This window comes from Pantoea rwandensis (assembly GCF_000759475.1).
In the GTDB taxonomy this organism is placed as follows: domain Bacteria; phylum Pseudomonadota; class Gammaproteobacteria; order Enterobacterales; family Enterobacteriaceae; genus Pantoea; species Pantoea rwandensis_B.
Map to the genome: position 1 here is coordinate 4,301,260 of NZ_CP009454.1, position 26,348 is coordinate 4,327,607.

Genomic DNA, 26,348 nt, shown 5'->3' on the forward strand with positions numbered 1-26,348 from the left:
CGTTGAGCTGATGTTCCGTTCTGCAGAGGTAAGTTTCGTGAAAATTGCAGCCAATCCCCCCCCTAAAGAAACTCTTTATTCATTCAGCGGAAGGGGTATACATTGTTCTTTCGATATGAACACATTACTGAAGATCAATTATTGTGTCATATGAGCATTTTCGTTGTAAAGGCCGGTCGGGAATTCGCCATTCTGGTCAATAATTAGTTTAATGACTTACTGTTTACAGAAGGATGCTTTGGACTAATTTTAAAGGGGGCGTATCGCTAAAACATTAATGTTGATTTTTTTAACTGAGCTTGAGTCAAAGGAAGGGCTGGGCATTAAAATTCGCAACTGTGCGGTGAAATGTGAAAAGAATAACAGCGCTTACTTTATTAAAGTATAAAAAATGGGCTGATAACGAATTGATTAATAATATCATTAATATTGATATTCAGCACTACAATAATGAAAGAAAGAAAATGATAAAAACAATGTGTCAAATTCATAAGGCTGACAGAATTATACAAGCTAACATTCTAGGAGACAAAAATATTTATATTTGTCTTAACGCACCTTTCACGCCAGACCCCTATGAACTTTTAAAAAACATGAGGGCATGCAATAACTGGTTTATAAATCATATTGCCCCAATGTCGCTTGAAGAATTTGATGAGATAATATCTTTCAACCGGGTTAATGGTCGACCTGAAGAAGCAAAGGTTTTCGAACTAATTGAGCGGGTAATCATCAATGCTACACGCCAAAGGGCATATGTCAGCTGGCTCATTACTGAGTGTGGAGGGAAAGCACCAAGTGGGGTAATAACCGAGTTTCTAAGAAAGAATTATTCATGATGCAGCTCTCCCCTTTCGAAAAAAATTATAAATCAGGCGACTGGAGGAATTCCCCAAATTTTTTTGGTTTGTGTTATAATATTGTAACATCCTTGATTAAGGAGAGAGTGTGTCTTTAAATATAAAAAACCAGCACATACATCAATTGATAGGAAAGGTAACTGCTGAACTACTTAAGCAAGGACAATCGGTTGAGGTACAGGATATTATCTATGGCTTATACTCCCTTAGCATACGCACCAGTGACCTCACCACACGAGAGTTATGCCAGCAGGCTATACATCACATGTCTGCAAAATTGCATTGAACCAGCGTCATTATGCCTATAAATCCCTCCCGATTTTTTACGAAAAGTAGGCGGTCAAAACCCCTCATCATCCGGGGTACCGCCCACGACTAATTCGAGCGTGCTTCTCAGCAAATCCTGCCTTTCGTGGTCTTTTTCAAGCTCCAGCTCAGTCAAAATTTGAAGAATTAAGCTTTTATTAGTTACACGGCTTCCTCTCTTCATAAGCTGCAAAGCAATACTGTTAAGCAACTCTCTTTCCGGGAGCGATGAGTGACATTCCATATTGAACTGTTTGAGGATGTCATGTTCGTTGCTCTTCTGCTGCATTTCTTTTCCTGTACCTTATGCCGGCTTGCGCCGGCGCGTTTAAAAAATGATGATACAGATAAGCTTAGTGCCGAGTCATGGTGTCAGCATATAATGCCATTAGAAAATCCTTTTTATCGGAAGTCCTCATTGGGGGACTTTCGGAAAGAGAATCCTTAACAAGAGAAATGGCGGAAAATGTTGCCTGCTTTCTTTTGGCATCATTTTCAGTCATCAGAATTCTCTCCAGTTGTAGTAACAGGGCTGTACGGGTAATGGGTATTTTTTCTTCTAGAATAATCATTACAGCCTCGCCAATAATGATATCAGTCAATCCGTCGTCGTCGACAGGATGGTACATGATAGCTCCTCCAGTTCGAGTACATACATGGCACTATTTTGGATGTATTGTTGTAGAGTGATAGTATACCCACGTAAGCTTCTTTCATACCTTTTATGATTCTGCATGATAACCCGGACCAAAACCATGAAACATTTTAGATTCGCAGTCAATCCCGGCCTATCGCATCAGCCATAGTTCTTAATTTGTGACTATCCATCATTCTTCGCTTCTCAGATGGTTGTCTTTGAAGAGGAAGATCCTGAATCCGATGATCCCATATACAACAGGCAAGCTCTGCTAATTTTCTTAACTTATTGGTATCAGATAGCGGCTTGCCATGACCTTTTTGATTGAAATCCTTCAACAATTCAATAAGTTCCTGCGTCTCAAATAAATAGTCACGTAATGGCATATCGTTCTTCATTATGCTTGATACTCCCAGAAAAAGCCCGGATATGGCTAAGAGGTGCAATCTTGAGAATTTTCACATTCCGTTAAGTTAAATAGCGGTAAATCTCATGATGCGTGTTTAATTAGTTTTTAACACTCGGCTGGTTGACAATACCCGATGGTAGGCTATTTTCAATAGCGCTGGTTAGAAAAATCCGAATTTGGATAAGTGTAATTTTTGTATCAATTCACCCGGGCACATGCCCGGGTACTTTATTGAGGCTATGAACCAATAAAAAATCTTACCATCAGCCTTCATGAAATTAAGGGCGCTTAAATCGGAATGGATTAAAAATATCAATTAGATCAATGCGCTACGGTTCATTGTGTTGTTTTTCTTGTATCAAATTACTATTACGTTAGCCAGTTACACCCCCACACTTTTTACCTCATCCTATAAAATTTCAACCACTAATTTTAAGACTTAGCTTGAATTCAAATCATAACATTAAACATAATTCCGCCGGGAAATCTTATGGTTGAATTAATTTCGTGGAAAATTATTAGCAGGGTGTTAAAGTTGTTGTGCGATATCTTCTGTCGCGAATTTCATATCTGTGTTTTTAGCCCGCTATGATGGCGGGCATTTTTTATCATGTGCCAGTGTCTAAGAAGAGATTCGTGATAGCTTCAAAATTCATCATGGCAATATAAAATCTTAAAGCAAGCTCGACTCAAGCTGGTCTGCGTGCTTTTTCAGATATGCAGTTTTCCTGTCTCATAGAGTTTTCGTCCACTTAAAACTCAAAAATCTAAAAATTCAGTAGACTTCTCGTAAGTTTAGAAGCTTTGACGTATATCAGTTTCCCAGCCAGTCACTTTTCTTGATGGAGTACAACAGGCTGGGTGAGGCTTTTTCTACGTCGTGAACTTCTCTGATAAAGCGGAGACCGGACTTTTTCAGCACACCCTGCGATGACAGATGATGCGCTCTGACAGTGGCTGAAATTTCCTGAAGATCCAGATTACTGAACCCAAAAGCCACCGAAAATCTCGCAAATTCAGTTCCATAACCTTTTCCCCAAGCAGCAGTCTCAAACCTATAACCTAGATTATTCACCGTCATAAGCTCTATGCTTCGAAGAGTCAGCCCCCCAAAACCTATAAGGGATGAAGGCGTGTTTTTCTCCGCAATGGCCCAGCATCCGAATCCATGATGACTCCAGTGTCTCAGCCAGTGTTTCAGAACATTTCTGGCATAATCAATGTCCGGATAAGGACCTGCGGGGTTAAATGTATTTGTTGCCGGATCACCATAAATTCTATACAAATCAATCAGGTCACATTCTTTTACTGGCCTCAACAGAAGCCGTTCAGTTTGAAGCAGCATTAGGTACTCCTGAGTGATGTCCTATGCCCGTTATATTACTAATTACACAGTTTGCAAGTTGACTGTCGTAAAACTTACATTCCTTCTGGAAAATATTCTCAGTTATCTACACCCTCGATTTTAAAAAAATCAGGGTTCATACTGTTTAAACGGGAAGGTTGGTGAAGTTGAGTTGCTGATGTATGTTGAGCGTAATGGTTCAGATTCCTCTTAATTGACCAGTTACACGACCATATTGGTTAGCGCAGGTGAAAACAAGAACTCTGGCTTACCGTATAACAGAACCCTCAACAACAGTTTAGTTAGTAAACGCCACTTCGCCCCTCACTCTTCTAAATTCTGTTGGGACTGTTTTACAGTCTATGTCATCTCTATATCGCTAAGGCCATAGTGAGTACAGACAGGCTTAGGCTTAAGGTACTTTGTGCTTTAAGTCAGTAGTGACCGTTAATTAGTCTGGTTTTTTCAGCTCCTCTATAGCAGCCTGGTCAATCACATTGTCCGCACTGTCTACAGCGCGAGAAATATTTAACAAGCTTTGAAACTCGCTGAGCAGGATTGCGGCGTCTGATTTGAGTAGTTCATCTGATTCAGTGGATTCGATAACCGTATTAATAGCCTTATTCGCACTTTCGATCATTTCAGTAACGCCCCCTTCTTTACTTACTGCCAGAACGAGTGCGCTGATAAGCAGAGACTGGGCTTCAACACGGGCAGTTAACTGTTTCATTCCCGCATCAATTTGTGAAATTTTAGCAAGCATGCTGAGCACAACATTCTTCATCGCGATAACCTCTCAAAAAAAGCATCTTAACCTTTTGTTAAAATCCTGTAGTCAGAACGACTCTGAAAATGAGCCGGACTATCTAGGGTCTCATTATTACCCAAAGGCTAAATTCCCCAGAATCTTAATTGGGTTATTGCCATGATTATTTTATGGTTTATGCGGGACTATACCTCCTGAGTCAAGTGCAGCCCGAAATGAATCAGGAGTATTCTCTGGCTTGTGGGCAGTATTTCAGGAACCTTTTCAGGCTAAGTATGTAGCGATACAGTTCACGAACATGATTGACCTGGCTTCATGTGAGATATTGGGCTTCGGTTAAGCAAAAGTTACTTAGGCGTCAGTCAGCCGATTTTGCTGAAAACAGCAGCCACTTTCCCTGCTAAATAAGTCTACAAAAATTAGTCGCAATCACCCTTTCTGTTAATTACACAGCTGGGTGAGTGGTAGATCGCTCATATATATTTTTTAAATGAACCGGTCACTACAGCCAGTACTGCACCAACAAGTAATGCTGATGGGAGGAGTAACAGGTTTGGCCATACTGCAGTAGGCCATGCCAGATAAAGCATGCAAGGTCCGTACAGCGCGGGTTTGATGAAACGTTTTGCGTGGTGATAGACAAAGCTTGATTCATAACCCGCACCGTAGCGCCGCAGGTCACGCCGGACCAGTCCGTCAACCACGCCCGTTATGATCACCAGTGCAAAAAGAGGTAGACTCAAAAAGAGGATCATGACCCGGATAAAGAAAATCAGCGTGACCCAGACCGTTGCCTGAAGATAGACCTCAAGCCAGCTGACCAGTGAGGCGCCAACGCCGTTCAGCGCCGGAATAAGGCCACTTCCCTTTTTACTCAGGGAGTTGAACGACTGCAGCCAGCCGCTGAATCCGCTGTCCACAAAAAGCCACTGCCATGCCACATGTACCCATCGACTGACGGTCTCGACCGGCGCGCTCATCAGCAGGCTACGGGTGTACCCCTCTGACAGCCACCGGCTCTCTGCCAGCATGACGCGGTAGCTGTGTGCAGCCCCTTCATCGGGCCAAAGCAGAGCAATGCAGGCGTACTCAATCAGCAGGCTGACCAGCAATGAGCCCAGCAAAATGCCAATAAGACCCATCGGAAAATCCCACAGCAGCATGCCTATCGGGCCAGACTGCCGCTGACGAGCTGGCTGGCTGCGCTGCCCGTTTTCACTGTCCTGCTGTGACATCCGATCCCCCCGTAAACACCAGGTCACCGCCCGTCCACCACGTTTCACCCGTGTGGTAGTTCTTCTCCATGCTGTCAGCGAGATGTTTCAGACTGGCAGGCATATGCGGGTCGTCGTTATCTGCCGGCAATGGCATACGAATTTTCCATAGCTGGCCGCCTTCCAGCAGCGCAAAAGCCTGCCCCTTGGGCAGGTTGATGATATCGGCAGGGCTTATCATTGGCGTTTTTATCAGGCTCACCTGATCGTTGACGTTACTGTTGAAATCCGTGCCTTCGCCAGGACGGGACACGTCGGTAACCCCGGAAGTAAGCGTTTTCTGGTAGACGTCCACTTCCGGAAGCTGATCGGTGAGCAGCATGGCGGTATTCTTCTCACGCACACGGAGCATCACCAGGGTATTGAAGTTGCCCACAACCTGATTGGCTTTGGCCGTGCTGCCAATGCGGGCCTCAATATCAGACAGTGTCTGCGTATAAGCCGTCACCTGAAAACCGGCGCCGCCGCCTTTGTTTATGAGCGGGATGAATTCATCCCCCATCAGTTCGTTAAACTCATCGCAGTGCAGGTTAATGGCTACTTTTGACGACTGGCCCTCATCTTCATCACCGAGACCGAATTTATAAATGTGACCGCCTTCGGATACGAGGTCAGCGAACATGCTGTTACCCACGGCGGCGGCCACAACAGGATCTGAGAGGGCGTCGAGCCCGACATAGACCACGCCGCGCGATTTGATGATGTTGTGCCAGTCCAGAATCGGCCGGGGGTCGTTGAGGTCAGTGTAATCCGGGGCAAGAAGCGCTGCCGTTTTACCCGTTGTCAGCTTCTCCAGTAATGGCAGCAGTGAGGCGACAATCTTATCGAAATAGGTCCGGTCATACTGAACCGCGCTGCGAAGCCCGTCCAGCACGGGGTCCCAGAGCTTTTTACCCTCAGGGCTCCCCAGTACCTGTTCGGACACCCATATCTTTGCGCCATTGGGTCTGCCCTGAAGATGGCGAGGCAGGTCCTTGTCGCTTACTCCGTTGCTCAGCAACGCCTCGACAGAGTTCATAAGCTGCGGCGCTTTTTCACTCAGCAGATTATCGACATAGGTTTCATAGAGTTCACCGATGTTGGTGACATAGCGGAGAATGAGGCTGTAGTCTGGCCGCTGCCCCAGAGCGACCAGCGCGCGCGTGATGATATTAACAAAGCGCCAGGCGAACTCACGAAATGCGGCAGAGTTACCCTCACCAGAGAGCTGACCGGCCACGCGGGATGCCACCTCAGATATACGGCTGAACCTTCCTACTGCGTTGTAGCGTGCGCTGATATCAGGCCAGCCCAGGTGAAACACCCAGAAATTATCCTGACGCCCCGCTCGATGAGACTCTGCGTACATTCGACGTAGCAGGTCCGCATCGCCTTTAGGATCAAATACGATGACAACCTCATGCTCGCCGGCCGCATTTTTCCGCCGGATATCCTGCGTAATGAGCAACTCTGCCAGCCGGGTTTTGCCCACGCGCGTAGTGCCAATAACCAGCATATGCCCTACGCGCTCACCAAGATCATAGGTGGCAGCGGTTTCATCAGGTTCGACACCATGATAAACCGGACTGCCGCCAACCGGAGGCAACGGACGGAAAGGGTTAAGAGCTGAATCAGTCCGCGTCAGGCGGCACAGCCAGGGGAGGCTGTACTCCATCTTTTTTTCCACGTCACGCGCCATGCGATACAGCACTGAAGGCTGAACATACACTTCACACTCCGGGCGACGCGCTTCCATCAGCCGCTGCGTGTGGCGAGCTGACCACCGGAACCCCTTCCCTAAAAACAGGTGGCGGCGGCTGACGGGTATCTGTTCACTGGTGAGAACATAACGGGGAAGACGGCGGATGTTGCGGCGATAGCGCAGTATCTTCAGGCCCTGCCGGGTGCGCTTCAGGGCCAGCACTCCAAAACCCGCAGCAGTCACCCAACTGACGGAAGGCGCAAGCGCCACCGCCCACGGGGCTGTCAGACAGATGCAGGTCGCGCTTGCAGCGACGGTTGCGGAATACATTTCTACGGCCGGACGGAGCAAAGACTCCATGACGTAATCATTACTCATGGGCGCCACCATCCTGACAGCCTGTGAAAAAAGCCGGTGCGGCCGGCTGACGCACGCTGATCACGCCACATGCGGAGTTCATGGAGAAGTCTCCAGCCATCTTCCGGATTTGAGACAACACGAGCGGCAGTGACTGAACTGACGGCGGGATTATCACGGTACTCCCGCTGCCAGGAGCCCGAGCTGAAATACAGCGAGCTGGAATACATATCAGTTTTCCAGCCTGCAGTATCCTCACGGCCGCGATGGATGTGGTTGACTTCAAGGTCCATATAAAAACCCTGGGCGGTATGCTGACTCAACTCATCACGAAGCGCCATATACACGGCCAGCAGGGGTTCATCGAACTCGTAATGACTGAGATGCACCCCGTGCAGATACGCCATTTCCCGCTCATGGAACAAAAAACGCGCCAGACCGCTGCGATGATTGCCGTCGGCGCCAATATACCAGTCTATGCCGTTGTAGCTGTTGTAATACATGGAAGGCTTTTTACGTTCAGTCTCCAGGTAGTACCCCGGGTTGCGTTCGAGCATGGGGATATTGCGGTCCATGCGTTTACCACGATGCAGAAAATCATGCCAGGTGAGTCCCTGATAATCCGGGTGTTCAGTTCCCTTAATGCAAAACACGTTAATGCTACCCTGATCCGTCCAGTAATGCCGGCGCAAAAAACCACCGTGCAGCCGCAATTTGTGGTCATCCCATACGCCAATAATGTCCCCTGCCCAGTGCGGTGGATTAGCGTCCATTCTCGTCAGAAAGTCACTCATGCTTATTGACCTCTTCCTTTACCGGCATTTTCTGGCCAGTCATGATGGGACCTGACGATTTTACGGACCTGATATACCAGCTCGAAGAGCAGACCGGCGAGGCACAGCGGTATATACGAGTCGGGCACCAGACGCAACGTTCGTAATAACCCTGCGTTCAGGACCTCGGGCGTGTAGGCCGGGCTGATAAAGACCGCTACAGGCACTGCAGCCATAACGACCGACACCAGGCAGCTGAAAAGGATAAGTGGACGAAAGATAATGACCCTGATTGCACACTGGATCAGGTTTCCAAGGACGGTATAAATCGTTCTGGCCCTCTCCGATTCCAACATGTCACAGATAAGTTCGGAGGGGGGCGTGTTAGGTTTGCGCATATCAGCGTTCCTTTCGGGCAGAAGGTGACAGGGCGAAAGCCGGTGTTGAAACAGTACGTGTCAGTGTCTGTCGCTCAGGTGAAACGTTGAGCTTTTCCATCCATCTACGGTCGCCTGCCAGCAGCCTCAGCAGTTGCTGACCGCTGATGAGCCTGATGCCTGGATAGCGGAGGAATGCCTCTCTGCTCACTTCACCCGTGCGCCCGGTGTGCACAAACAGTCCCGACGCCCGTTCAGTTTCGGTCAGCAGACCGAATGCAGAGACGTGCGCGGCGTGGATGGTATCGCTGTAGCGCTTGGCCTGAATCAGCCAGCGCTGACCGTTTATCCAGACCTGACCGTCAGCACCACCGTCACCGTTGTATCGTGCGTTGCGTTGTATGCGCAGTCCCTGTCGGGACATCGCCGTCAATAACATTTCCTCGAAGACGTACGGGTTCATCTTACGAAGCCAGGTGATTCTGGCCGCGTCATCCCGCAGCTGCGGCAGACGAAGCAGTGCCCGGGCCGCCTGTTTCTGATAACGGTGATGGCGACGCTGGCTGACCGAACGCGGCCTTAACACTGTGATGGCAAGTGCCAGCGTCCCTGCCAGTAACAAAGCAAGCATCCCCCTGTGCTGACTCAGCAGCTCGGCGATGGGAATGACTGGCATCACTGTGATATTCCTGTTGCGGTGATAAGCAGGGGGTAGTGATTCAGCCCCAGCCGGCGAGACAGGTCGCCGCCGCTGACGGGCACCATAGCCACGCCCGGCGCCAGTTGACGCAGGGTGTTTAAACCCTGCTCATCCTGGACGCTTATCACCATGCCAGTTGCCTGCATGCCACTGAGTGATGCAGCATGCTGCTGCAGCCATTGACGTGAAGCCACGTCATCACCCAGCACAAATACCGGCGGCATACCGGGAAGGTTTAGTGGCCGGGATGCCACAACTCCCGGAGACATTTCCGGCGTACTGACCGGCAGCATATCGGAAATGCTCAGAGAGGCGGGCGGCTGTGGCAATGACTCAGGCATGCCGGTGTAGTTGTTCTGACCGGCATTGATGGCGTCAAAGAGGGGGGCGGTTGGCTCACCACCTGAATCGCCCACGACGATGAGCGAGGCGCATGCACTGAAGGCGACAGCCATAACGGCTGAAAGGAGTGAGACAGTAAAAGCCTGACGAAAGAGTTTTTTCATTGAGGTTCAATCCAGGTGAGCGTTGAGCGGGCCAGCGCCACAGGCTGAGCTGAGCCTGCCGGTATACTGGCTTGTGCGATCTGACTGAGTTTGCGACGAACGATGGCCATATAGGTCGCTGCGTGTTGCCCGCCCGCAGGATGGTGGTAACAACCCGCAGCCCGCAGCCAGCTGCCAGGTCGGGCGTCATAGCAGGCTCTCAGTATCCGGGCGGCAGCGCGAAGGTTGGTATAGGGGTCGAAAGCATCACGATACGTCGGAAAAAAATGCCCGTTCCAGCCCAGATTGACCTGCGCAATGCCGACATCAATGTTCTTCAGGGGCCAGCGCTGCATAAACCCCATAAGTGCCGAAAAGGCCTGCTCCCGCGTCTCATAGTGGTATCCTTTTCCCGCCACATTTATTGTCCATGGCCAGGGCTTAGCCCCCCATGCGGTCTGGCGGGTACTTTCTGCCATGGCCAGTGAATACAGTGATTCAGCAGGCACACGTTCAGCTGCTGCAATCTGCCGGTAAGCATCGGGAATAACCTGCAGCTCTGCAGACAAGGCGGACCCCGTGGCAAAAAGCAGGACAGTAAAGAACATCAGAATGCGGCAAGCTGCCATCCGTTTTCTCCCTGCTGCAGAATGACCGGCATCTGACCCTGACCGTAGCGCATCCACAGGCCGCCATCATGGTTCAGAGTAATCTGGCGGCTGCGGACTTTATCTACCGGAATATTGTGTTTAATGGCCCATGTCCTGATGCCTTCGTCGCTGCTGTCTCCTACCAGATAAATATCAACCGGCCGGTTGTCGGCCAGAACGGCGGCCAGGCGCGCATCGCAGCGGGTGCAGTTTTCCTTCACAAAGAGGGCCAGACGGCCCTGCGTGTCGTGCGCAATGCCGGCCGCGTTGCTGCCCATATTGACGGCCAGCGTCTCCGGATACAGTCGCAGCCAGGCTGCGTTAATTTCTCGCTGAAAAGCCAGCTCCTTCTCGCTTCGCTGATACTCATGTCTGACCCAGAGTTCAGCAAGGCGGCGACGTTCGGCAGAGCTGTCAGTCTCAACACCCAGTGCGGTGAGTGGATCAAGCCCGGGGGACATAATGCCCCGCGATCCCTTCATCATCGCCTGGTACCGACTCCAGTCGGTATCAGATAATCCCCACTGCTGAGCCTGTTGCTGCGCGCTCAGAACGCTCGTGGATGACTGCTGCAACACCGATACCACGCTTTGCGCGGGTGACGTCTGGACTTCAGCAGCCTGAAGTGCCCATGGCATAAGACTCAGTGCTGCCAGTAAAAAGTTTCTCATATACGTTTTAGCTCCACTTATTGAGCCTGGATCAGCTGTTCACTGCCATTGACCTGGAAGCGGGCCGCATGCCCCCCCTCCGTGGATTTCAGCGTCCAGCCCATCAGACTGTCACCCGGAGAAAGCAGGCGCATCGCTGATATCTGCGAGGCACCCCGGGGAATGACCACGGCGAAGGTCTGACCGCCACGACGTTCAATGCCGGTCAGCTCGAACGGTGCAGCCAGCGTCACCGCGCGCCTGACTGACCGGTTAATCTTTTTTGATGCGGACGCCGTCCGACTTTTTCCTGCCTCACTGGCGGTGCGGGGCTTTTCAGGCTCTGAAGGTTTTTGTGCAGGTTCTGCCCTGCGGTTAAGCTCATCCAGCGTGGCTTTAGCCTGCTGAACGTCGTGCTCTAGCGCACCCGCGCGGGTCTGCAACTGAGCCACCGCCTGGCTGTTGGTGTTTTCGTTATCACGGAGCTGATTGATCGCGCTCTTCAGGCTGTCCTGCTGTTCACGGGTTGACTGAACTGCGCCAGGCAGGTCAGCAAGCGCGGCGGCCTGCTGTTCAAGCGTTTTAAGCCGATTTTCCATTGCCGAAACATTTGAGGTCAGCTGGCCAATCTGTCCGCTGCGAAAAGCGGCATCGAGCGTGTTAAAACGAATGGTGAGGTCAGATACCTGACTGCCCATAACAACCAGCGCAATGAGTGATCCGGCCAGACTGACAGTCAGTAAAATTGCACTGCCGGTCAGGAGAATTTTTCGGGGGCTAAACGGCAGTCGCTGACGCGGCTTGACTGCAGCAGAGGGCTGCACCTCTGGCCCACAGAGCTGAGACTCAGGCGCATCCGGAAGTAGTTCCTCGGGTGAGGCATGACTGGGTGACATACAGGGTTTCCTTATGGCTGCACAGCAGAACGGCCATAAGGTGCAAAAATGCGCGAAGAATAACGATGATTAACTCATTAGCCGTTTGTAAAAATTTCAGGAAGACGCCAGCAAGTGGATATCAATGAACTGAGTACGGGTATGGAAGATCTGCTCTGCAGATACCTGGAGGAGCAGTGCAGTAAAACTCAACACATAAGGTGTAATGGATAAAAAAAACCGCATACCAATAAATGGCATGCGGTATCAATATGTCATTAGAGGTTTGCTTTCGTTGGTACTACTTAATTTTCATAAAAATCATTTCGGCAGTCAATCTGCGGAAACTGATTCCTTAGTTACAAAAGGGTTTATCAGGACCCTTCCGGGGTCACGGACGTTAATTTCCCCAGGAGGCGGGAGTCTCTTGCCCGCTCGCGCGGCGATCGCCTGAATGCGCAGGAGACTTGACGCTGCTAAGAAGACTGCCTCTTCACGCGTTGCTGCTGTTATGACCGTATGATCGAGATCTGTGAAGCGCAGAAGGTATTGCCCTTCTTTTTCCTCAATCTCTGCCGGATAAGGTATGAAAATAGTCGCCAGTTTTTGCGCCTGACGACGCCGCGCATCCAGCTTGCTCACCAGTTGTGTCGCGCGCAGATGGGTATATCGCTTTAGCATATTCATACTCTTATGACCGGAAATAGCCGCAACCTCCATGACATTCAGAGTGCCCAGCTCAAACAGCCGGCTGACCGCCTCGTGGCGAAGGTCATGAAAGTGAAGGTCCTTAATTCCTGTTTCACACAGAAGGGCACGCCAGGCGCTCTTGAATCCATTTGATGTGTAGCTGAAAACGGGCCCTGAAACCGCACCTGCGAACTCTTTCAGCACCTGCCGCGCCTTCCAGGACAAAGGTACGTCCCGGGCTGTACCATTTTTTGTTAAAGGCAGATGCGCCACTCCCATATGAAGATCGACGTACTCCCACCTCAGAGACAGGATTTCGCCCTGACGCATGGCTGTTTCTAACGCCAGTTGAAAAATAGCAAGGAGCTGCGGATTTTTACTTTGAAGAGCACGTTTAATGCGGCGTTCTTCAACTGAAGTGAGACGACGGGTCCGCCCCGGAGACGCAGCAGGTTTACGTACGTGTTCAACCGGATTATGAGAGCAGGTTCCCCATTCAATGCGTGCAAGGTTATAAAGTGCGGAAAGTAATGCCAGTTCCAGCCTGACAGTATTTGCACTGACATTGTGACCTGTACGGGTACTAATTGTGCTGAGCCTTGAATCCCGATAATCAGCGATATCCACGGATGAAATCTCATCCATAAATTTGCCAGCCAGTGCCGATCGTTTTAACACATTTATTCGGTAAAACTCCTGCAGGTGGCCGCGCTTATGCACAGAGACACTACTAAAATATTTATCCAGCGCCTTAACCAGCGTCATTTTTTTTATGCGATTCCGCAGTGCCATCCTATTCCCCTGAAAAATCAGGAAAGATAACACAATCTTGAATGACATAACTGTCAATCCGGTGTGTGGAAAAACCCTTCATCAAAGGGGGGGCAATATGTTCTTCGAAAATATTGGCCAAGTGGTGAATTGGTGCCAGAAAACCAATTACTTTGTCAGCCAAATCCAGCAACTGGAGGATGTAACTGCCCGGCGGGCACCTTAGATACAGCTTATATGACTGGGCAGTCCAATCTTTATAAAGCTTGGGATACTTTTTTCGAGACTCATTTTTGTACTTTGTAACTGCTTGAGTATTTGAGGGACTGGTTAAGAAAAAATGTTTTGTTTACTAGCCTGTCAATCCGGTGTGTGGAGAAGTGCTGGATTGACACTGGGAGCAATACAGTATGGTGGACAGACTTCCTACCATGATGTGAAGGGGCTGATGGGCTAGCATTGTGCCCTGATGGAACAGTAATGGTTGGTCTGCGCAATCAGGGCGGAGACATTGACCTTTATACAGTCCTCTGCCGCTAGTACCAGCCGGATATGAGCCCCTACTCATAGGTATATATGGTAAAAGCACCTGGTGAGCACCCTTGACTTGGCAGCGGGTTTGAAACGATCGAATAGCCGGTATTGGCAGGCACCTGAAATGAAATCGTCCCTGATTTAGCCCAGGCTGGATTATTGTCGGATGCAGACGCTGCTCCTACGCCACCTGCAGAAGCACTCAGCGCCCAGGTGTTAGTACAGCCCTGACCATCACCGAGATCCTTGTACACGATTGAATTACCGCCTACTGCATACACAGTGATAGTTGCATTAGCTGAGTTATATCCGTTGTACTGTGAAGTGAAGCTGCCAACTAAGGAATAACGTCCGCTGTTTTTGGATCCACTCCACACACCGGATTGACAGGAAAGTATGGCGCCAGCACCGTCGCGGCTTACCAGCCCGTTTGGCGAGCAACCTGCGCCGGCCGAGTTGACACCATCAAGCTGTAAAACCTCTCCCGTAGACAGGCGCCCGTCTGCCCGAACGCTTCCGCCGCGAACCTGACCGCCGGTGTAAATATTTTTGTTATTGATGGCACGCACCCAGTCGTTATCAGACATATAAAAACCGCCGCCATACGTCTCATTCAGCCAGCCCTTGCTCCCACGCGTTATAAACCAGCCATTATTTGAACGGATATCATTATTTGCCGTCATGGCATTACCCGCGGTCACATTCGAGCCGGCTGTCACATTCTGCCCGGTCACAGTTCCACTGGCGGTGATATTACCGCCCGCAGTGACATTACTGGTGAAGGCACCGTTTGCTGCGTTGACGGTGGCCGTGTTATTGAGATTGTTTCCTCCCATGTCAATGCTGGTATGCATCGTATTAAGGTCGGGCTTGCCGGTAACGGAAAAACGATACAGGCGATCACTTTCACCGCGCGCAACGCCCAGTTCATCTGTTGTCAGCAGCACGGCAATATGCCCCTGCGTGGTACTGACACCAAATTGTGACAACGGTAAGCTCCAGCTGCTCATCGCACCGGTGGCGATGCCTGACGTCCAGATATACCCACCCATGCCTGACGTGATATCCATGGATATCTGACGCAGCGCCAGAAAAGGAAGCGCGGAGCCGTTCTGCGTGTACACCAGAGCCTGCAGCTGATCGGTATTCGTCCCATTGCGGACCAGCGCAGCACGATATCCCTGACCATCTATCGTATTTTCACTGAACCCCTGCTCCAGAAAACCGGTATTTTTTAACATGACCGGGGTCACGATGACCGGGGCCGTTGTTGTGGCACTCGAGAGCAATGTGTCGTAATAACGCCCCGTGTAACTCTTCACGGCCTGGGTAAAGCGTGATACCTGTGCGGACGTGTTCATCCAGGTGCGCTTTTGCATCCATTCACTGATCAGTGAATAGCCCCATACGCTGACCAGCAGAAGGATAATCAGTGCAGCGCCGGTGCTGAGGATGGCCCATCCCCGGTCCATTGAGTTGTTTGATTTCACGGGCTTCACCATGTAATGAGTGGTTGATAAAGTCGGGTTAAAGTGACAAGAATCGCGCCAGTGCACAGCCAGGGCCCCATCGGTCCCCCTTCACTGACTCGGCGAACCAGCAACTGCCAGATCACAAAAAATATGACGCCGGCAAGCAAAGCAGAAAGTCCTTCAGGTCCGCCCAGCCAGGCAGACACGGCGCCCGCCAGCCAGACATCCCCCAGACCCAGACATTCTCGGCCATGCATTCTGAACGTGGCATATCGCCATACGGCAAATACAGCCAGCGCGGTCACAGCTGAGAAGAAGTGTTCCCAGAAAGCGGGAAAGGCAAGAGCAGAGACCAGTCCGGCGATTAGACAGCTAACCGTCATTTCCCGGGGAAGAAAGCCGGTAATGGCATCACTCAGCGTCATTTTGAAGAGAAAAAGGCTGAATAATACCGCCAGTAGTCGTTCCAGGGCGGGCGCCGGAGACATAATCATAAAGGCTGTTGCGGCTGCGAAAAGCCAGGTGATACCTGCCGGTGCGGGTGTGGAAAAGACCTTTACCCACTCCCGACCATCATTCGAGGTCATCAGATAAAGGCGCACAAGGCTCGCCATTGCACTGAAGATGCAGATGCACAGTGGGAAAATAATGATAAGCGTGGGCCACGGCATGCTCAGGGTCAGCAGGGTCACAGTTTAACTCCCCGTTCTTTCTGCAAAAGCTGGCGGTAAATGGCATAAATCCGGTTGGCGTAGGACTCACGGGTTTCATGACGATCTTTTCTGAAGCCGGCGTTATAAGAGCCCAGGCAGTTCCAACTGATGCCACAGACCTGAAAATGCTTCGCCAGTATCCAGGTGCCGATTTGCACGTTCAGACAAGGGCGCGTCAGGAGTTCCTGAGGGCTGTGGATAACGCCCTGAGCCATCAACGAAGGAATGTGTGTTGAGTTGACCTGCATAAGTCCGTAGTCGGTGCTCAGCGCCCGACCCGTAGTTTTATCGCGGTTGATACTGGTAATCCCCGGACGGAGGCTGCTTTCGCCCGTTGCTATGGCTTTTAGCAACAGTGGGTCAATGTGATATTTCGCGCCCGCCGCATCAAAGCAGAAGGCCCCCGCACGGGGGCACAGCATGATCAGAAGCAGAAACGTGAAAATACGCAGCATGTCATCAGCCATTGTGCGTGAAGACGAGGGTATTGTTACCGGTCATACCGCTGTCAGCAGAGCAGGATTTTCCCGCCTCTTCTGCACTCACAACACCATCGCTGTAGTCCGTACTGTTGATGGTAATAGCGCTGAACGCACCACCGGAGCCCAGTTGGGTAGCGAGAGAGATGCAGTCTGCCTGCGGTACTTTCTGAGTCGTCACGGAAAATCCGTTGTTAAACCCGTTAGTCGCCACCGGCGCCATCACGACCTGCCCGCCGTAACTGTTCCACATGGTGGCGGAGCCTGAGCTCGCCGTCCCCTGAATGGTCCAGCCGGCTTTCGGTGCGCCCCCCTGCTGAATGAGCGTACCGGTCATCGTGGTGCCACTAGTGAAGTTATATCCCCCCTGTGTCTGCTTGAGCTGCTGAGCATTGGTCACGATGGTCTGGAGATTTGACACCTCCACGCCAACGGACTTTTTCCCCCACAGGCTCCATACCCATGCACCAACAATACAGATAACAATGACGGTACCCAGCGCAATGGCACCGTGTTCCAGAATGCCCCAGCCGCGGTCGGGATGGCGCTGATGCTGCGGGAAAGCCTTTGATGACATGATTTTTCCTTAATGATTGCTGAACGTGTTCATGTCCTGAATCTGCATCACCATCAGCAGAATGAGTAAGAAGAAACTCATAATCAGAACGAGAGAAAAGAGTTTGGTGACGTTCGCGCGCCGGGCAACGCGCGCCAGGGCCTGCTCCAGCCAGCGGTCGGCATACCGGGTAATCAGCGACGCAGCGCTGCTGCCTTTATCCAGCAGCGAGAGGTAGTTCACCGCCTCACGGCTGGGGAAGTCATAACCGCTGTTGCGCATTGCACGGCCCAGAGAATCCCCTTCGCTCATGCACTCCATCGCCCCCTCAATCCGCTCCTGCAGCCAGGGCGGTGCAAATCCGTTCAGGATCTGCAGAGATTTGAGTTCCTGCACGCCGGCACCGAGCAGCGCCCCAATATTCATCAGAAAAACGGCGCCCTGCAGGTCTTTGTAAACCGACCAGGGCATGAGGTAATCAGCGAAACGACGCAGTCGCCCCCGCCACCGCGGCAGAGACCAGAATGCAAGAACCACCAGACCGGCGGCTACAGCCGCCGCGGTCAGCCCCCACTGGCCTGTCCAGAGTGCGACGCCGTTCATCAGGCCGAGTGCCCCGGTCCAGCCCGCAGGATCGGACATTTTGCTCATCGTTGGCACCAGCGCCAGATTGTTGGCCAGCAGCAGTCCTGTTCCCAGCAAGACCAACACGACAGGGAACACCGAGGCGAAAAGAACCTGACCGAGGATGCGCCGGCGGGCGAGAATGAGCTTGTCGGCCTGCATCAGGGCGCCAGGAATATTGCCGGTTTCCATCCCGGCGCTGATCAGCGCGGCCTCCTCATAGGGTGCCCAGACGGCGAGGACATCCTGCAGTGCGCGCCCGGGGCGGTTATCGTTTACCCCTTCAAGGCAGTCCTGGACCAGCTCATGGTAGGGATGCCAGCGCTGGCCAAAATCGGTATGCACTTCACCGATCATGATCAGCGCCTCTTTAAGTTGTTTGCGGTTCTCCAGCAGAAAGCGCAGCGTCTCGTAAAAGGGCTGGCGATACTGGCCGGTAAAGGTCGCTCTGACAAGGCGATAGCGCAGTTTTTCTGCGACCGACATGTCCCTGTCTGGCGTAAAGCGATTAACGGATGCCATCGGGGACCTCACAATGCATGACCTCATCTTCATCCAGTGGACAGATAAGGTCGCCTTCAAGCGGGTCGACACGCCCCTCTGCCAGATATCGCATCAGGTGCATACGCCGGGTGATCCCCCCGTTGTTCACCCAGTACTGGCGGGCCACCGCTGGCCCGTGTGACAGCCAGAGCTGCATCTGGCGCGCATCCGTCCTGACCACCTCGGCCACGGCTGTTCGCCCCGTCACCCCACGGCTGATAATGCGCCCCGTCAGCGGCACCGTTTTCTGACAGTGCGGGCAACCTTCGTGATTGCGGAAGTAAAGTTTGCTGGTATCGCAGAGCCCCTCAATGGTGCAGTACTGTTCTAGACGGGCACGCGTATCGGCGTCCAGATCAGGGGATTTAACCTTCCAGGGGACACGGCAGCGTTCGCACAGCAGTGGCACCAGACGCTGGCCTATCAGGCCGGTGATGAGTGCCGCATCCGCCAGAAGATGACGGTCCACACCAAAGTGCTCCATACGGCGAAGTGCGCCAATTGCACTTTGTGTGTGTGTGGTAGAAAGAAGAAGATGACCCGTTTCACTGGCATAAATGGCCGCAATCAGTGAATGAAGGTCCCTCATCTCACCGTTCAGGATGGCATCCGGATCAAGGCGCAGCGCGGAGGCGTTGGCATTATCCCATGCACGGCTGACAGCCTCCGGGGAGTTATCGGCGGGCATAACGGGTGTCTGAATCGCGCCCGGAATACGACCCTCGGGTGGATTTTCCAGCGTCAGCAGGCGCTTTTTCCCACCGGTAAGTTTCAGCCAGATATCGCTGAAGACGCGCAGCGTGGCGCTTTTACCTGACCCCGTTGGTCCGGTCAGCAGCACCATCCCTTCCGGTAGCTTCAGGATCTGCATGATAAGCTTTATCTGCTCCGGCAAAAAACCCAGCTGCGGCAGCGTCGGAACCCTGTCGCCGTCGTCCGGGATAAGACGCATGACCACAATCAGCCCGTCAGGTGTGGGGCGATGCTCGTAGCGTGCGCCATAGAGACCGGCCCGGCGGGCAAACTTTGCGTCGACGCGCCCGGACTGCTCACGGCCGGCAAAGAAGGACTGCTCACGGACATCGCACATAGAGAGGTAGGAAGTCGATGCCAGCGTCATGCCCTCCACATCTTTCACCTCATCAACCACTTCGAGCTCGCCATGGATCCGCAGCTGTACGATCGTCAGTTTACGGTCTGCACTGATTTCAAAATGGATGTCAGAAGCACTGAACTCATGGCCCAGCTTCATGTAACTGATGACCTTGTCCTGCGAGACGCTGACGTCCCGTTTATCCATGTCAGCTTCGCTGATCCCCTGATTCAGTCCCATTCCCTGACGGTCAGCCACTTCCCGACGACGGTTCAGCTCGCTCAGGGTCACAAACTCGGTTGTCGCGGCCGGATAATGGCGTGTAACGTCCATTACCCAGCGCTGAATCGCCGCTTCTTTTCGCCGGTTACCATCAATCAGCAGCGTCACGCCACCGGCTGGCTGCCGTTCAGCGTATACAAAATCCATAATCTCTTTATCAGGTGTCATCATGGCCTCAGAAGGAGAGTTCAGAATCGTCGTTGAGGCGCACAAGCGTGGACGTCACCTCAGTGACACGCTTTGTGGTGCCCGGGATTTGATCCCCTTTCACCACCTCTGTCACACCCCCGTCGGGGAGCACAATACGGGCACGTAGCTGATTACCACGTCCGTAAATCTCCTGAAGCCGCACGCTGCCGGCGCGCTTCTCCGCGCCAGCTGACACGGTCTGCTGTGAGGGGGCAGGCTGCGCCATCAGTGGCATGGCAGGCTGAGCGGCAGTGGCCAGATAATTCCTGTCGGTACTCTGCCCGGACTGGCTTTCACGCAGCTGCTGCTCGAGACGGGCTGTCTGAACTTTCTGCTCAAGGATGAGGTTTCGCGCCTGTGCAGCTTCAAGCTCACCCAGCGTGACGTTGGGCGGCAGTGAGTCGCTGGCCAGGGCCGGCAGTGTCGTTCCGCAGAGCAGAACGGCCAGCAGCAAGTTCATGCCGGCGGGATTAATTCTGCGCATAAACGCTCCCCTTCATCGTGTAGTCAAACTGCCCCTGCGGGCTCATGGTGATGGACAGGCTGGTCAGGCGGAGCCCTGTGGCATCAAAATCCTGGAGCAGCCGCTCAGGCTGCAGCCGAGAGCTGACGGAGAACGAGAATTCCCGCCAGTCCTGCGGGGGCGTGTTTTTTTCCTGACCCGGCGTGACAGCCGGCGGCTTCACCTCGGTAAACTTCACGTCGAGATTCCGTCGCTGCAGATGGGAAATAAATCGCATGAGCTGAGCGTCAGCACCGGGGAGCGCTTCGTCCGTGAGTCCGGCGGGTGAGGTGCGTTTGAAGGGAATGAAAACGTCGCCGCTTTTGCCGCCCTCCTGCAGGTTGAAGACGGCTGAGTGACCCAGCAGCTCGCGTGCGCGGCGGGAAAAGTCCTCCACGGTTGCGCCGGGGGTGGCAATAAACCGCAAACGCAGCCCTTCCGGCACGCATTCGCCATCCGTAAATCGCCAGCCGGCCACGGAGGCAAAAACAGGTTCACGGGTGAGCCAGCAGTTGCTGAGCAGCACAGAAACGGGAAGCTGCGAAGCCCACGGATGTGGTGCGCGTGCGGGCACGGCCGGTTTTTCAGGCTTAAGGGCCATGCGGGCGCGAAACGCCGCCATCGCAGCCGCCTGTTCGGCTTTCTCAGAGGCGGTCTCGTACCAGTAAATCCCCGAGGCCACTGCAAGGGTGACGAGGGCCGCCGGCAGGATAACTGACATCGCATTGACGCGCTTACGCAGCCGGCAGCGCTTAAGCTGAGTGCGGCTGAGTCTGTCAGTCAGCGTACTGGCGTGGCGATCGTCGTCCACCGTCGCGGCACACCTTAATCCTGGCGCATCGGCGTCGTTGAACCGCAGGAAATTTTTTGCAGCCAGTTCAATGGTGGCGCGCGAGCCGGTCACGTCGCCCATCACCCGAGAGCTGCCGCCGATGGCGGCAAAGAACACCCACATATCCTCTTCGTGACTCAGACGGTAGATCCCCAGGCTTTCCCGCCCTCGGTGAGCAGAAACGCCACGGCAAGGGAATGAATATGACGGCGCGCGCGGCCCGGAGAAACCAGCCCCTGCATCGATGCATTCCCGCGCCCGGCAGCAACAAAGTGCGTATCGGGAGAGGACTGGCTGCGAAACCGGGTGGCCAAAGCGTTTCGCTGCGGCTCCCAGTGCATTCCGGCCATCCAGTCGCGACGCTGATGCATAATCCGGACGCCGGTACGAAGGCTCAATTTTTTCATTGCTGGCATGTTTACCTCAGCAGAACAGGAGTGATCATGATGACAAGCGTGGTACGGCCGCGGGAGCCGGTCTGACCGCCGCCCAGAATGAAGTTACCTGGCGTAAAGGTGCCCTGTTTGTCTGCGGAGACGTTCTGTTGTTCCGAACCGGTCAGCACCAGCGTCTGCCCGGAACGGAGGTTCACCTTGCGTGCCAGGCCTTCGGTAGAGGTTGTAGGCAGGTCATTACGGGTATTGCCGTCGGCGCTGATAAACTTCTCAATCTGCGGCGGGCTGGTATAGCTGAAAGCAAACTGCAGCTGCACGTCACCGTTTTCCTGAATAAACGGCAGCATGGTCATGAACAGCCCGGTGGTAATGGTCGTCGTAGTCATTGATGAGGTGACGCCAACGTTCGCCGTGGCCGTCGAGCTGGAACTGGACAGGGATGCCTTTCTGGCTGGAAAGCTGGTAGGCCACCGGAGTCAGGTTGGCGGTCGGGTCCAGTCTGATTCAGCGCCATGCTGACGTTACCCTGCTCAGACAACGCTTTGATAAGCAGGCTGGAGCCGGAGAATTTCGCAGCGTTACCTGAGGCGGTATCGAGAATTGAAATGCCCGCGCTGGCAGCAGATGTGGATGCATTGGGCCATGGAGCCGGTCCAGACTGGCGCCAAAGTTATTGAGGGATTTATAAATCAGCCCCCAGTCCAGTCCCAGCTGCTCATTACGCGTCTGGCTGACGCTGACTATCTGAATATTTAGCTTGAACCTGACGACTCAGGACTTTGTTCTGGTATTCGATGTATCGTCCGATACGGTCAAGCACATCCGGCGTGTCCGTCACGCTGAGCGTACCCGTGGCGGCAGACAGCCAGAATCTGCCTGATTTTGGTGTCAGCATTTGATCGATTGTTTTACGGATATCATCATACAGGTCACTGTTCATACCGTAATCGGTCTTCTGGTTCGAGCTGATGTCACCGGTCGTGCCACCGGTAGTTCCCCCTCCGCTGCCCAGCTGATTACCGGAGCCAGAGTTGATTGAGGCGCTACTGTTGACTTTGGTATTGAGAATGACGAGCTGGAATGTGCGGGTATCCTGCTGGTAGAAATACACGCCGCTGCGGTCACTACGCCAGGACAGACCGTATCCGCTGGCTTCAACATCCAGCAGATCCCGTACATCGCCCTGGAATTTGATACCGCGGACAAGGGCAGTGCTTTGCTGAACAGGTGCAGCCTGCCCTGATGCGGAGCCGATCTGTGATAGTGGTACGCGACCATTATCATCAGGCGCAGGGAGCTGACCATTCATCTGCGAGGTTGTCACGCTACCGGTTGAAACGTTGCTGAGTGCCGCAAAGGCATCCGGCGTGATGGAAACCCTGATGCCGCAAAGCGCGGTAATGCGTTGTCCAAGCTCAGGCAGTGATATACCGTCTGGACGGTTTATCGTTATCTGGCAGGCAGGCAGATTTTTTTCGTCCGGCGTGGATACGACGGGCGCAACCGGCTGCAGGTTAACCCAGGGTTTGTCGGACCAGACGACGGTAGGTTGGGTCATTGCCTGTCGGCTCTGCAACACCCGCTGAGCAGTGTCAGCCTGTCCTGAAGCTTCTTTATCCATTTTGCTGATTTCTGTCAGCGAACAGGATGACAGCACGAACGCGGTGGCCAGCGCTGTCAGGCAGAAAGGTATACGCGGCATCCGCAGCTCCCTGAGGTGGTTAATTGAGGTAAACAATGCTGCCCTCCGTTATTCCGGAGGGCAGGGAAAGATTCATATCGGTACCGTCAGCCATGCGCAGGCGACCGCCGCTGACGGTCAGCGCTAGCGCTGAGGTCACTGACTGGCTTCGCAGGGCGGCAAAAACGCCATCGTAGCAGGGACCCATATCCAGAGCCGGTTGCTCAGAATGACGGAGTGAATACGGCTGTCAGGTGCAGGGATGATGCCTGTCTGAGCGGGGTAACGGGACCATCAGCGACCGCCCGACCATGGCGCCAGTTATTGACCGCATCGGCTGTGCGCAGCATGTCTGCGGCCAGCTGGTCCGGCAGCGTTTGCTGGACAGCCGCACGGACGTGCTCTGACGAATGACGCTGCGCATCACCCGCCATCAATGCAATGACCACAAAACACCAGGACCGGCAGCGCGAATCCCATCTCAGTGCCCCCGCCCGCAGGGTGTCGCTGACGGAAATCAGGCATTGAATGCGGTTTGCCTCAGCAAACAGCGGTTTTTCGGCCTTGCGATAGAGGTCAAATACCTGAACCATCACCGACTCAAAGTTGCCGTGGAAAATGAGAGGGGCATCAATGCGGTAATCAAGCGATACCGGCCAGATAACGACCCAGTTACCGCCGTTACTGCACGGCGCCTTCGAAGCCCAGCCGGTGAGTGTCTCTTTCAGGGTTGAACCCGGTTCTGCCCGCCATGTCTGACCCACCGGGGCGACGGTAACAGGTGTGCCCGGAATGGGAGAGGCTGCCGTCTGGCTGCTCACAGGCGGCGGGGAGGGAGCGTTGTGACAGGACGCACAGAGGACGCTTTCGGTGTGGCATTCACTGTAGTCTGTGTGACTACCGGCGGACGAACTGCCACAGCCTGAGAACCGGTCTGCTGAGCCACTTTAGCAACCGGTGCCTTAGCTAATAGCGGCGGATTGTTAACCGGAGGGTTGTTCGCTGATTTCTGCGCTTTCCGGGGGCCACTGGTTGTCAGCACGGGTGACGGCACGGCCAGATTCTGTGGAGTCAACGCTGTTTTTTGGACGGCAGCCGGCAGGGTTTCACCAGTGAAAGGGTTACGGGGTAAAGCATTTTCAGGAACGGCTGGGCCCGCTGACTGAAAGGGTTTCGGCTGAACCGGGTTAATTGCCGACAGGCTTTTTGCCGGGGGAGCGTTGCAGCCGCTGCGTCAAACTGGCGATACTGATCATAGTCTTTCACGGTTAACTTCATCCACTTTCAGCCGCCAGGCGGGCCGGCAAGAATTTGCAGCGCCTCGCTCAGCTTAACCGGGCCAATATCGCGCTGAACAGCGGGAAGCGGACGGCTGAGAAGTTCCGAAAATGCAGAGAGTCGTGGCTGAGCACAGTGAATAACCTGATTCCAGCAGGAGATAGCGAAATCCTTCTCCTACTGTGTTAACCAGCTGTGCAGGCATCGTGATATCAATAATCTGATTGAGCGGATCGCGCTGTGCATCATCCGGGCGCGTACTGACGAGCGTATAGCGATCGTAGCGCACCACTTCGGGGGCACGATTGCGGTAAATGTCATCGAAACGTGCAGGCTGCTGATAACGCCCATGAGTTAATAGCGCAGGGTCAGAAGCCGGGTTGCTGCAGCTGGCTAACATGACAGAGCAGGCGAGCAGGCCGGCTCCCGTTGCCGCGCGTCTTGAAGGTACTGCCATCAGGATTCACCCAGGGATAGTCTTAGTCAGGAGTGCTATTCTGGCGGTGATGAAAAAGCGGGCAATGCGAAACTCTTACTGTCTACTGAAGGAAAAAAATCCACAGCCGATAGTTAATTCAGGTGTGGCAATGGCAGATATGCATGGAATACTGGAAAAGTACTTACGACATCAGTGAGGTGTCTTCAATATTTGGTGGAATGCTGACTCTGCTCAGTAGCCTTCTCCTTCTGTGGGTGCTAATCAGTTACGTCTGGTATAAGTTTAAAAACAAACCCTCTGAAAAAGCAGTTTACCATTTCACCTCCGCAGCGAATCTCGGGAAAATCGAGGCAGCACAATCATTGCGAGCCGCAAGAGATGGGATTATATACGCAACCCGAAATCCAAAGCTTTCACGCGTCGGCTCATCCAAAACAAAAAAGTCATCGAGCACTCCCCCTGTTGTGGTATTTCGCGCGAAGCGTTAAAGATTTTCAGTAATAAAAACCATTTCCTCAAAGCCCTTGTTCATGGCCACCATTTTTATGGCGTCATCTTTTGTGAGGCTATAACTAATGAAAAGGGCGATGTTCTTATCCTGAAAAGTCACAGGTTGCTCAACGCTCTTATCATTGATAAAGCCGTAGTTAAATGCCTTCTGGTCGACGGGGTAACATAATTCGCTACCTTTCATGGGTGACGGCTTTCATAAGTTCTTACTTCCTGCTGTACACCTGGGTTCGCTTACCTGGATTGTCAGCGTGGCAGTGAACGAGCCTGTACCGATAGCCTGGAGTGGGCTGTATTTAATCCTCCTGGTTACCATGCTGGTATTGATCCTTGTATGTTCTCCGCTGATCATGAGATCCCTTAAAAAAAGAGATGAAAAAGCGGAAGCAAGGTCACTATGAGATACCCCAACGCAACCACAATACCGACATCGTCATTTTTAAAGACGCGAGAGATAATTTGGTTCAGCGTGTAAACCCCAAGGTTAACGGCAATAATTGCAGGCCAGCCAACATGCGGTTTTAGCATCAGGTATGAGCTTCCCGCAGCCAGCATGTAAACAAGCAGGTAGATGACCAGAGCGTCAGCGGTGCCAAAGTAAAGCAGGTCGAGCACAGTGT

Annotated in this window: 32 protein-coding genes; 1 reads left to right on the forward strand and 31 read right to left on the reverse strand. The window is 52.9% G+C overall.

Annotation, left to right across the window (positions count from 1 at the left end; genetic code table 11):
* Nucleotides 1-350 precede the first annotated feature (350 nt).
* Entirely contained in the window at nucleotides 351-839 is a 489-nt protein-coding gene (locus LH22_RS19760) for a hypothetical protein (protein ID WP_038649652.1), read from the forward strand.
* A gap of 361 nt (nucleotides 840-1,200) precedes the next feature.
* Here LH22_RS19760 and LH22_RS19765 read toward each other — a convergent pair whose 3' ends face one another.
* From LH22_RS19765 to LH22_RS19905, 31 genes are all read right to left on the reverse strand, one after another.
* Nucleotides 1,201-1,455, reverse strand: coding sequence for a biofilm development regulator YmgB/AriR family protein (locus LH22_RS19765; protein ID WP_038649654.1), 255 nt, complete (start codon nucleotides 1,453-1,455; stop codon nucleotides 1,201-1,203).
* 64 nt (nucleotides 1,456-1,519) lie between these two features.
* Nucleotides 1,520-1,795 (reverse strand): hypothetical protein, encoded by a 276-nt coding sequence (locus tag LH22_RS19770; RefSeq protein WP_038649657.1) that lies wholly within the window; start codon nucleotides 1,793-1,795, stop codon nucleotides 1,520-1,522.
* 148 nt (nucleotides 1,796-1,943) lie between these two features.
* Nucleotides 1,944-2,201: a hypothetical protein gene (locus LH22_RS19775; protein ID WP_156102809.1), complete on the reverse strand. Its 258-nt coding sequence runs from the start codon at nucleotides 2,199-2,201 to the stop codon at nucleotides 1,944-1,946.
* 825 nt (nucleotides 2,202-3,026) lie between these two features.
* Entirely contained in the window at nucleotides 3,027-3,557 is a 531-nt protein-coding gene (locus LH22_RS19780) for a GNAT family N-acetyltransferase (RefSeq protein ID WP_038649663.1), read from the reverse strand.
* Nucleotides 3,558-4,008: 451 nt separating this feature from the next.
* Nucleotides 4,009-4,341, reverse strand: coding sequence for an anti-adapter protein IraP (gene iraP, locus LH22_RS19785; protein WP_038649666.1), 333 nt, complete (start codon nucleotides 4,339-4,341; stop codon nucleotides 4,009-4,011).
* A 455-nt stretch (nucleotides 4,342-4,796) separates the two neighbouring features.
* Nucleotides 4,797-5,558, reverse strand: a complete 762-nt coding sequence (locus LH22_RS19790) for a TIGR03747 family integrating conjugative element membrane protein (protein WP_038649669.1) — start codon at nucleotides 5,556-5,558, stop codon at nucleotides 4,797-4,799.
* Nucleotides 5,539-7,656, reverse strand: coding sequence for a type IV conjugative transfer system coupling protein TraD (traD, locus tag LH22_RS19795; RefSeq protein WP_038650301.1), 2,118 nt, complete (start codon nucleotides 7,654-7,656; stop codon nucleotides 5,539-5,541). Before traD ends, LH22_RS19790 begins: the two co-directional genes overlap by 20 nt.
* Nucleotides 7,653-8,429 carry a hypothetical protein gene (locus LH22_RS19800; RefSeq protein WP_038649672.1) on the reverse strand — a complete coding sequence of 259 codons (777 nt, stop codon included), beginning with the start codon at nucleotides 8,427-8,429 and terminating at the stop codon, nucleotides 7,653-7,655. The genes traD and LH22_RS19800 overlap by 4 nt, the downstream gene beginning before the upstream one ends.
* A gap of 2 nt (nucleotides 8,430-8,431) precedes the next feature.
* On the reverse strand, nucleotides 8,432-8,806 hold the full coding sequence (locus tag LH22_RS19805) for a hypothetical protein (protein WP_038649674.1): 375 nt from the start codon (nucleotides 8,804-8,806) through the stop codon (nucleotides 8,432-8,434).
* Between the two features lies 1 nt (nucleotide 8,807).
* A complete protein-coding gene (locus LH22_RS19810) occupies nucleotides 8,808-9,461 on the reverse strand; it encodes a restriction endonuclease (RefSeq protein WP_052059471.1) in 654 nt (217 codons plus the stop codon).
* Nucleotides 9,461-9,991, reverse strand: coding sequence for an integrating conjugative element protein (locus LH22_RS19815; protein WP_038649677.1), 531 nt, complete (start codon nucleotides 9,989-9,991; stop codon nucleotides 9,461-9,463). Before LH22_RS19815 ends, LH22_RS19810 begins: the two co-directional genes overlap by 1 nt.
* The gene (locus LH22_RS19820; RefSeq protein WP_034948923.1) at nucleotides 9,988-10,599 is read right to left on the reverse strand and encodes a transglycosylase SLT domain-containing protein; all 612 of its coding nucleotides are present in this window, start codon (nucleotides 10,597-10,599) and stop codon (nucleotides 9,988-9,990) included. The genes LH22_RS19815 and LH22_RS19820 overlap by 4 nt, the downstream gene beginning before the upstream one ends.
* Nucleotides 10,578-11,291: a TIGR03759 family integrating conjugative element protein gene (locus tag LH22_RS19825; protein WP_038649680.1), complete on the reverse strand. Its 714-nt coding sequence runs from the start codon at nucleotides 11,289-11,291 to the stop codon at nucleotides 10,578-10,580. Before LH22_RS19825 ends, LH22_RS19820 begins: the two co-directional genes overlap by 22 nt.
* 17 nt (nucleotides 11,292-11,308) lie before the next feature.
* Nucleotides 11,309-12,166 (reverse strand): plasmid transfer protein, encoded by an 858-nt coding sequence (locus LH22_RS19830; protein ID WP_038649682.1) that lies wholly within the window; start codon nucleotides 12,164-12,166, stop codon nucleotides 11,309-11,311.
* A 312-nt stretch (nucleotides 12,167-12,478) separates the two neighbouring features.
* Nucleotides 12,479-13,627 (reverse strand): tyrosine-type recombinase/integrase, encoded by a 1,149-nt coding sequence (locus tag LH22_RS19835; RefSeq protein WP_052059501.1) that lies wholly within the window; start codon nucleotides 13,625-13,627, stop codon nucleotides 12,479-12,481.
* Nucleotides 13,628-14,166: 539 nt separating this feature from the next.
* A complete protein-coding gene (gene pilV, locus LH22_RS19840; protein WP_430904590.1) occupies nucleotides 14,167-15,630 on the reverse strand; it encodes a shufflon system plasmid conjugative transfer pilus tip adhesin PilV in 1,464 nt (487 codons plus the stop codon).
* A 5-nt stretch (nucleotides 15,631-15,635) separates the two neighbouring features.
* Entirely contained in the window at nucleotides 15,636-16,304 is a 669-nt protein-coding gene (locus LH22_RS19845) for a prepilin peptidase (protein ID WP_038643480.1), read from the reverse strand.
* Complete coding sequence (locus tag LH22_RS19850; RefSeq protein ID WP_038650309.1) at nucleotides 16,301-16,780, reverse strand: lytic transglycosylase domain-containing protein; 480 nt, start codon at nucleotides 16,778-16,780, stop codon at nucleotides 16,301-16,303. Before LH22_RS19850 ends, LH22_RS19845 begins: the two co-directional genes overlap by 4 nt.
* A 4-nt stretch (nucleotides 16,781-16,784) precedes the next feature.
* Nucleotides 16,785-17,381, reverse strand: coding sequence for a type 4 pilus major pilin (locus LH22_RS19855; RefSeq protein WP_038649688.1), 597 nt, complete (start codon nucleotides 17,379-17,381; stop codon nucleotides 16,785-16,787).
* A 9-nt stretch (nucleotides 17,382-17,390) separates the two neighbouring features.
* Complete coding sequence (locus LH22_RS19860; protein ID WP_038649690.1) at nucleotides 17,391-18,506, reverse strand: type II secretion system F family protein; 1,116 nt, start codon at nucleotides 18,504-18,506, stop codon at nucleotides 17,391-17,393.
* The gene (locus tag LH22_RS19865; RefSeq protein WP_038649693.1) at nucleotides 18,493-20,070 is read right to left on the reverse strand and encodes a GspE/PulE family protein; all 1,578 of its coding nucleotides are present in this window, start codon (nucleotides 20,068-20,070) and stop codon (nucleotides 18,493-18,495) included. The genes LH22_RS19860 and LH22_RS19865 overlap by 14 nt, the downstream gene beginning before the upstream one ends.
* A gap of 7 nt (nucleotides 20,071-20,077) precedes the next feature.
* Nucleotides 20,078-20,575 (reverse strand): type IV pilus biogenesis protein PilP, encoded by a 498-nt coding sequence (gene pilP / locus LH22_RS19870; protein ID WP_038643481.1) that lies wholly within the window; start codon nucleotides 20,573-20,575, stop codon nucleotides 20,078-20,080.
* The gene (gene pilO2, locus LH22_RS19875; protein ID WP_240474672.1) at nucleotides 20,562-21,548 is read right to left on the reverse strand and encodes a type 4b pilus protein PilO2; all 987 of its coding nucleotides are present in this window, start codon (nucleotides 21,546-21,548) and stop codon (nucleotides 20,562-20,564) included. Before pilO2 ends, pilP begins: the two co-directional genes overlap by 14 nt.
* Before the next feature lie 14 nt (nucleotides 21,549-21,562).
* A complete protein-coding gene (locus tag LH22_RS20935; RefSeq protein WP_240474673.1) occupies nucleotides 21,563-21,841 on the reverse strand; it encodes a hypothetical protein in 279 nt (92 codons plus the stop codon).
* Nucleotides 21,842-21,843: 2 nt separating this feature from the next.
* On the reverse strand, nucleotides 21,844-22,206 hold the full coding sequence (locus tag LH22_RS20940; RefSeq protein WP_240474675.1) for a hypothetical protein: 363 nt from the start codon (nucleotides 22,204-22,206) through the stop codon (nucleotides 21,844-21,846).
* Nucleotides 22,207-22,538: 332 nt separating this feature from the next.
* The gene (locus tag LH22_RS20945) at nucleotides 22,539-23,522 is read right to left on the reverse strand and encodes a secretin N-terminal domain-containing protein (protein ID WP_240474677.1); all 984 of its coding nucleotides are present in this window, start codon (nucleotides 23,520-23,522) and stop codon (nucleotides 22,539-22,541) included.
* A gap of 19 nt (nucleotides 23,523-23,541) precedes the next feature.
* On the reverse strand, nucleotides 23,542-23,709 hold the full coding sequence (locus LH22_RS20950) for a type IV pilus biogenesis protein PilM (RefSeq protein ID WP_156102810.1): 168 nt from the start codon (nucleotides 23,707-23,709) through the stop codon (nucleotides 23,542-23,544).
* A gap of 16 nt (nucleotides 23,710-23,725) precedes the next feature.
* Entirely contained in the window at nucleotides 23,726-24,322 is a 597-nt protein-coding gene (locus tag LH22_RS20955) for a toxin co-regulated pilus biosynthesis Q family protein (RefSeq protein WP_156102811.1), read from the reverse strand.
* 509 nt (nucleotides 24,323-24,831) lie between these two features.
* A complete protein-coding gene (locus tag LH22_RS20960) occupies nucleotides 24,832-25,179 on the reverse strand; it encodes a hypothetical protein (RefSeq protein ID WP_240474679.1) in 348 nt (115 codons plus the stop codon).
* A 523-nt stretch (nucleotides 25,180-25,702) separates the two neighbouring features.
* Complete coding sequence (locus tag LH22_RS19900; protein ID WP_038649699.1) at nucleotides 25,703-25,912, reverse strand: hypothetical protein; 210 nt, start codon at nucleotides 25,910-25,912, stop codon at nucleotides 25,703-25,705.
* 176 nt (nucleotides 25,913-26,088) lie between these two features.
* Entirely contained in the window at nucleotides 26,089-26,343 is a 255-nt protein-coding gene (locus LH22_RS19905) for a hypothetical protein (RefSeq protein ID WP_038649702.1), read from the reverse strand.
* Between the last annotated feature and the right edge of the window lie 5 nt (nucleotides 26,344-26,348).

Coding starts and splice junctions, on each gene's coding strand:
- LH22_RS19820 (WP_034948923.1), bottom strand. CDS start 10,599: ATGGCAGCTTGCCGCATTCTGATGTTCTTTACTGTCCTGCTTTTTGCC.
- LH22_RS20935 (WP_240474673.1), bottom strand. CDS start 21,841: ATGCCAGCAATGAAAAAATTGAGCCTTCGTACCGGCGTCCGGATTATG.
- LH22_RS19850 (WP_038650309.1), bottom strand. CDS start 16,780: ATGCTGCGTATTTTCACGTTTCTGCTTCTGATCATGCTGTGCCCCCGT.
- LH22_RS19825 (WP_038649680.1), bottom strand. CDS start 11,291: ATGAGAAACTTTTTACTGGCAGCACTGAGTCTTATGCCATGGGCACTT.
- LH22_RS19790 (WP_038649669.1), bottom strand. CDS start 5,558: ATGTCACAGCAGGACAGTGAAAACGGGCAGCGCAGCCAGCCAGCTCGT.
- LH22_RS20940 (WP_240474675.1), bottom strand. CDS start 22,206: ATGACTACGACGACCATTACCACCGGGCTGTTCATGACCATGCTGCCG.
- LH22_RS19860 (WP_038649690.1), bottom strand. CDS start 18,506: ATGGCATCCGTTAATCGCTTTACGCCAGACAGGGACATGTCGGTCGCA.
- LH22_RS19770 (WP_038649657.1), bottom strand. CDS start 1,795: ATGTACCATCCTGTCGACGACGACGGATTGACTGATATCATTATTGGC.
- LH22_RS20950 (WP_156102810.1), bottom strand. CDS start 23,709: ATGGGTCCCTGCTACGATGGCGTTTTTGCCGCCCTGCGAAGCCAGTCA.
- pilO2 (WP_240474672.1), bottom strand. CDS start 21,548: ATGTGGGTGTTCTTTGCCGCCATCGGCGGCAGCTCTCGGGTGATGGGC.
- LH22_RS19775 (WP_156102809.1), bottom strand. CDS start 2,201: ATGAAGAACGATATGCCATTACGTGACTATTTATTTGAGACGCAGGAA.
- traD (WP_038650301.1), bottom strand. CDS start 7,656: ATGAGTAATGATTACGTCATGGAGTCTTTGCTCCGTCCGGCCGTAGAA.
- LH22_RS19810 (WP_052059471.1), bottom strand. CDS start 9,461: ATGCCAGTCATTCCCATCGCCGAGCTGCTGAGTCAGCACAGGGGGATG.
- LH22_RS19835 (WP_052059501.1), bottom strand. CDS start 13,627: ATGGCACTGCGGAATCGCATAAAAAAAATGACGCTGGTTAAGGCGCTG.
- LH22_RS19865 (WP_038649693.1), bottom strand. CDS start 20,070: ATGACACCTGATAAAGAGATTATGGATTTTGTATACGCTGAACGGCAG.
- LH22_RS20960 (WP_240474679.1), bottom strand. CDS start 25,179: ATGTTAGCCAGCTGCAGCAACCCGGCTTCTGACCCTGCGCTATTAACT.
- LH22_RS19900 (WP_038649699.1), bottom strand. CDS start 25,912: ATGAAAGGTAGCGAATTATGTTACCCCGTCGACCAGAAGGCATTTAAC.
- LH22_RS19800 (WP_038649672.1), bottom strand. CDS start 8,429: ATGAGTGACTTTCTGACGAGAATGGACGCTAATCCACCGCACTGGGCA.
- LH22_RS20945 (WP_240474677.1), bottom strand. CDS start 23,522: ATGCCGCGTATACCTTTCTGCCTGACAGCGCTGGCCACCGCGTTCGTG.
- LH22_RS19780 (WP_038649663.1), bottom strand. CDS start 3,557: ATGCTGCTTCAAACTGAACGGCTTCTGTTGAGGCCAGTAAAAGAATGT.
- LH22_RS19830 (WP_038649682.1), bottom strand. CDS start 12,166: ATGTCACCCAGTCATGCCTCACCCGAGGAACTACTTCCGGATGCGCCT.
- LH22_RS19855 (WP_038649688.1), bottom strand. CDS start 17,381: ATGTCATCAAAGGCTTTCCCGCAGCATCAGCGCCATCCCGACCGCGGC.
- pilP (WP_038643481.1), bottom strand. CDS start 20,575: ATGCGCAGAATTAATCCCGCCGGCATGAACTTGCTGCTGGCCGTTCTG.
- LH22_RS19765 (WP_038649654.1), bottom strand. CDS start 1,455: ATGCAGCAGAAGAGCAACGAACATGACATCCTCAAACAGTTCAATATG.
- LH22_RS19815 (WP_038649677.1), bottom strand. CDS start 9,991: ATGAAAAAACTCTTTCGTCAGGCTTTTACTGTCTCACTCCTTTCAGCC.
- iraP (WP_038649666.1), bottom strand. CDS start 4,341: ATGAAGAATGTTGTGCTCAGCATGCTTGCTAAAATTTCACAAATTGAT.
- LH22_RS19805 (WP_038649674.1), bottom strand. CDS start 8,806: ATGCGCAAACCTAACACGCCCCCCTCCGAACTTATCTGTGACATGTTG.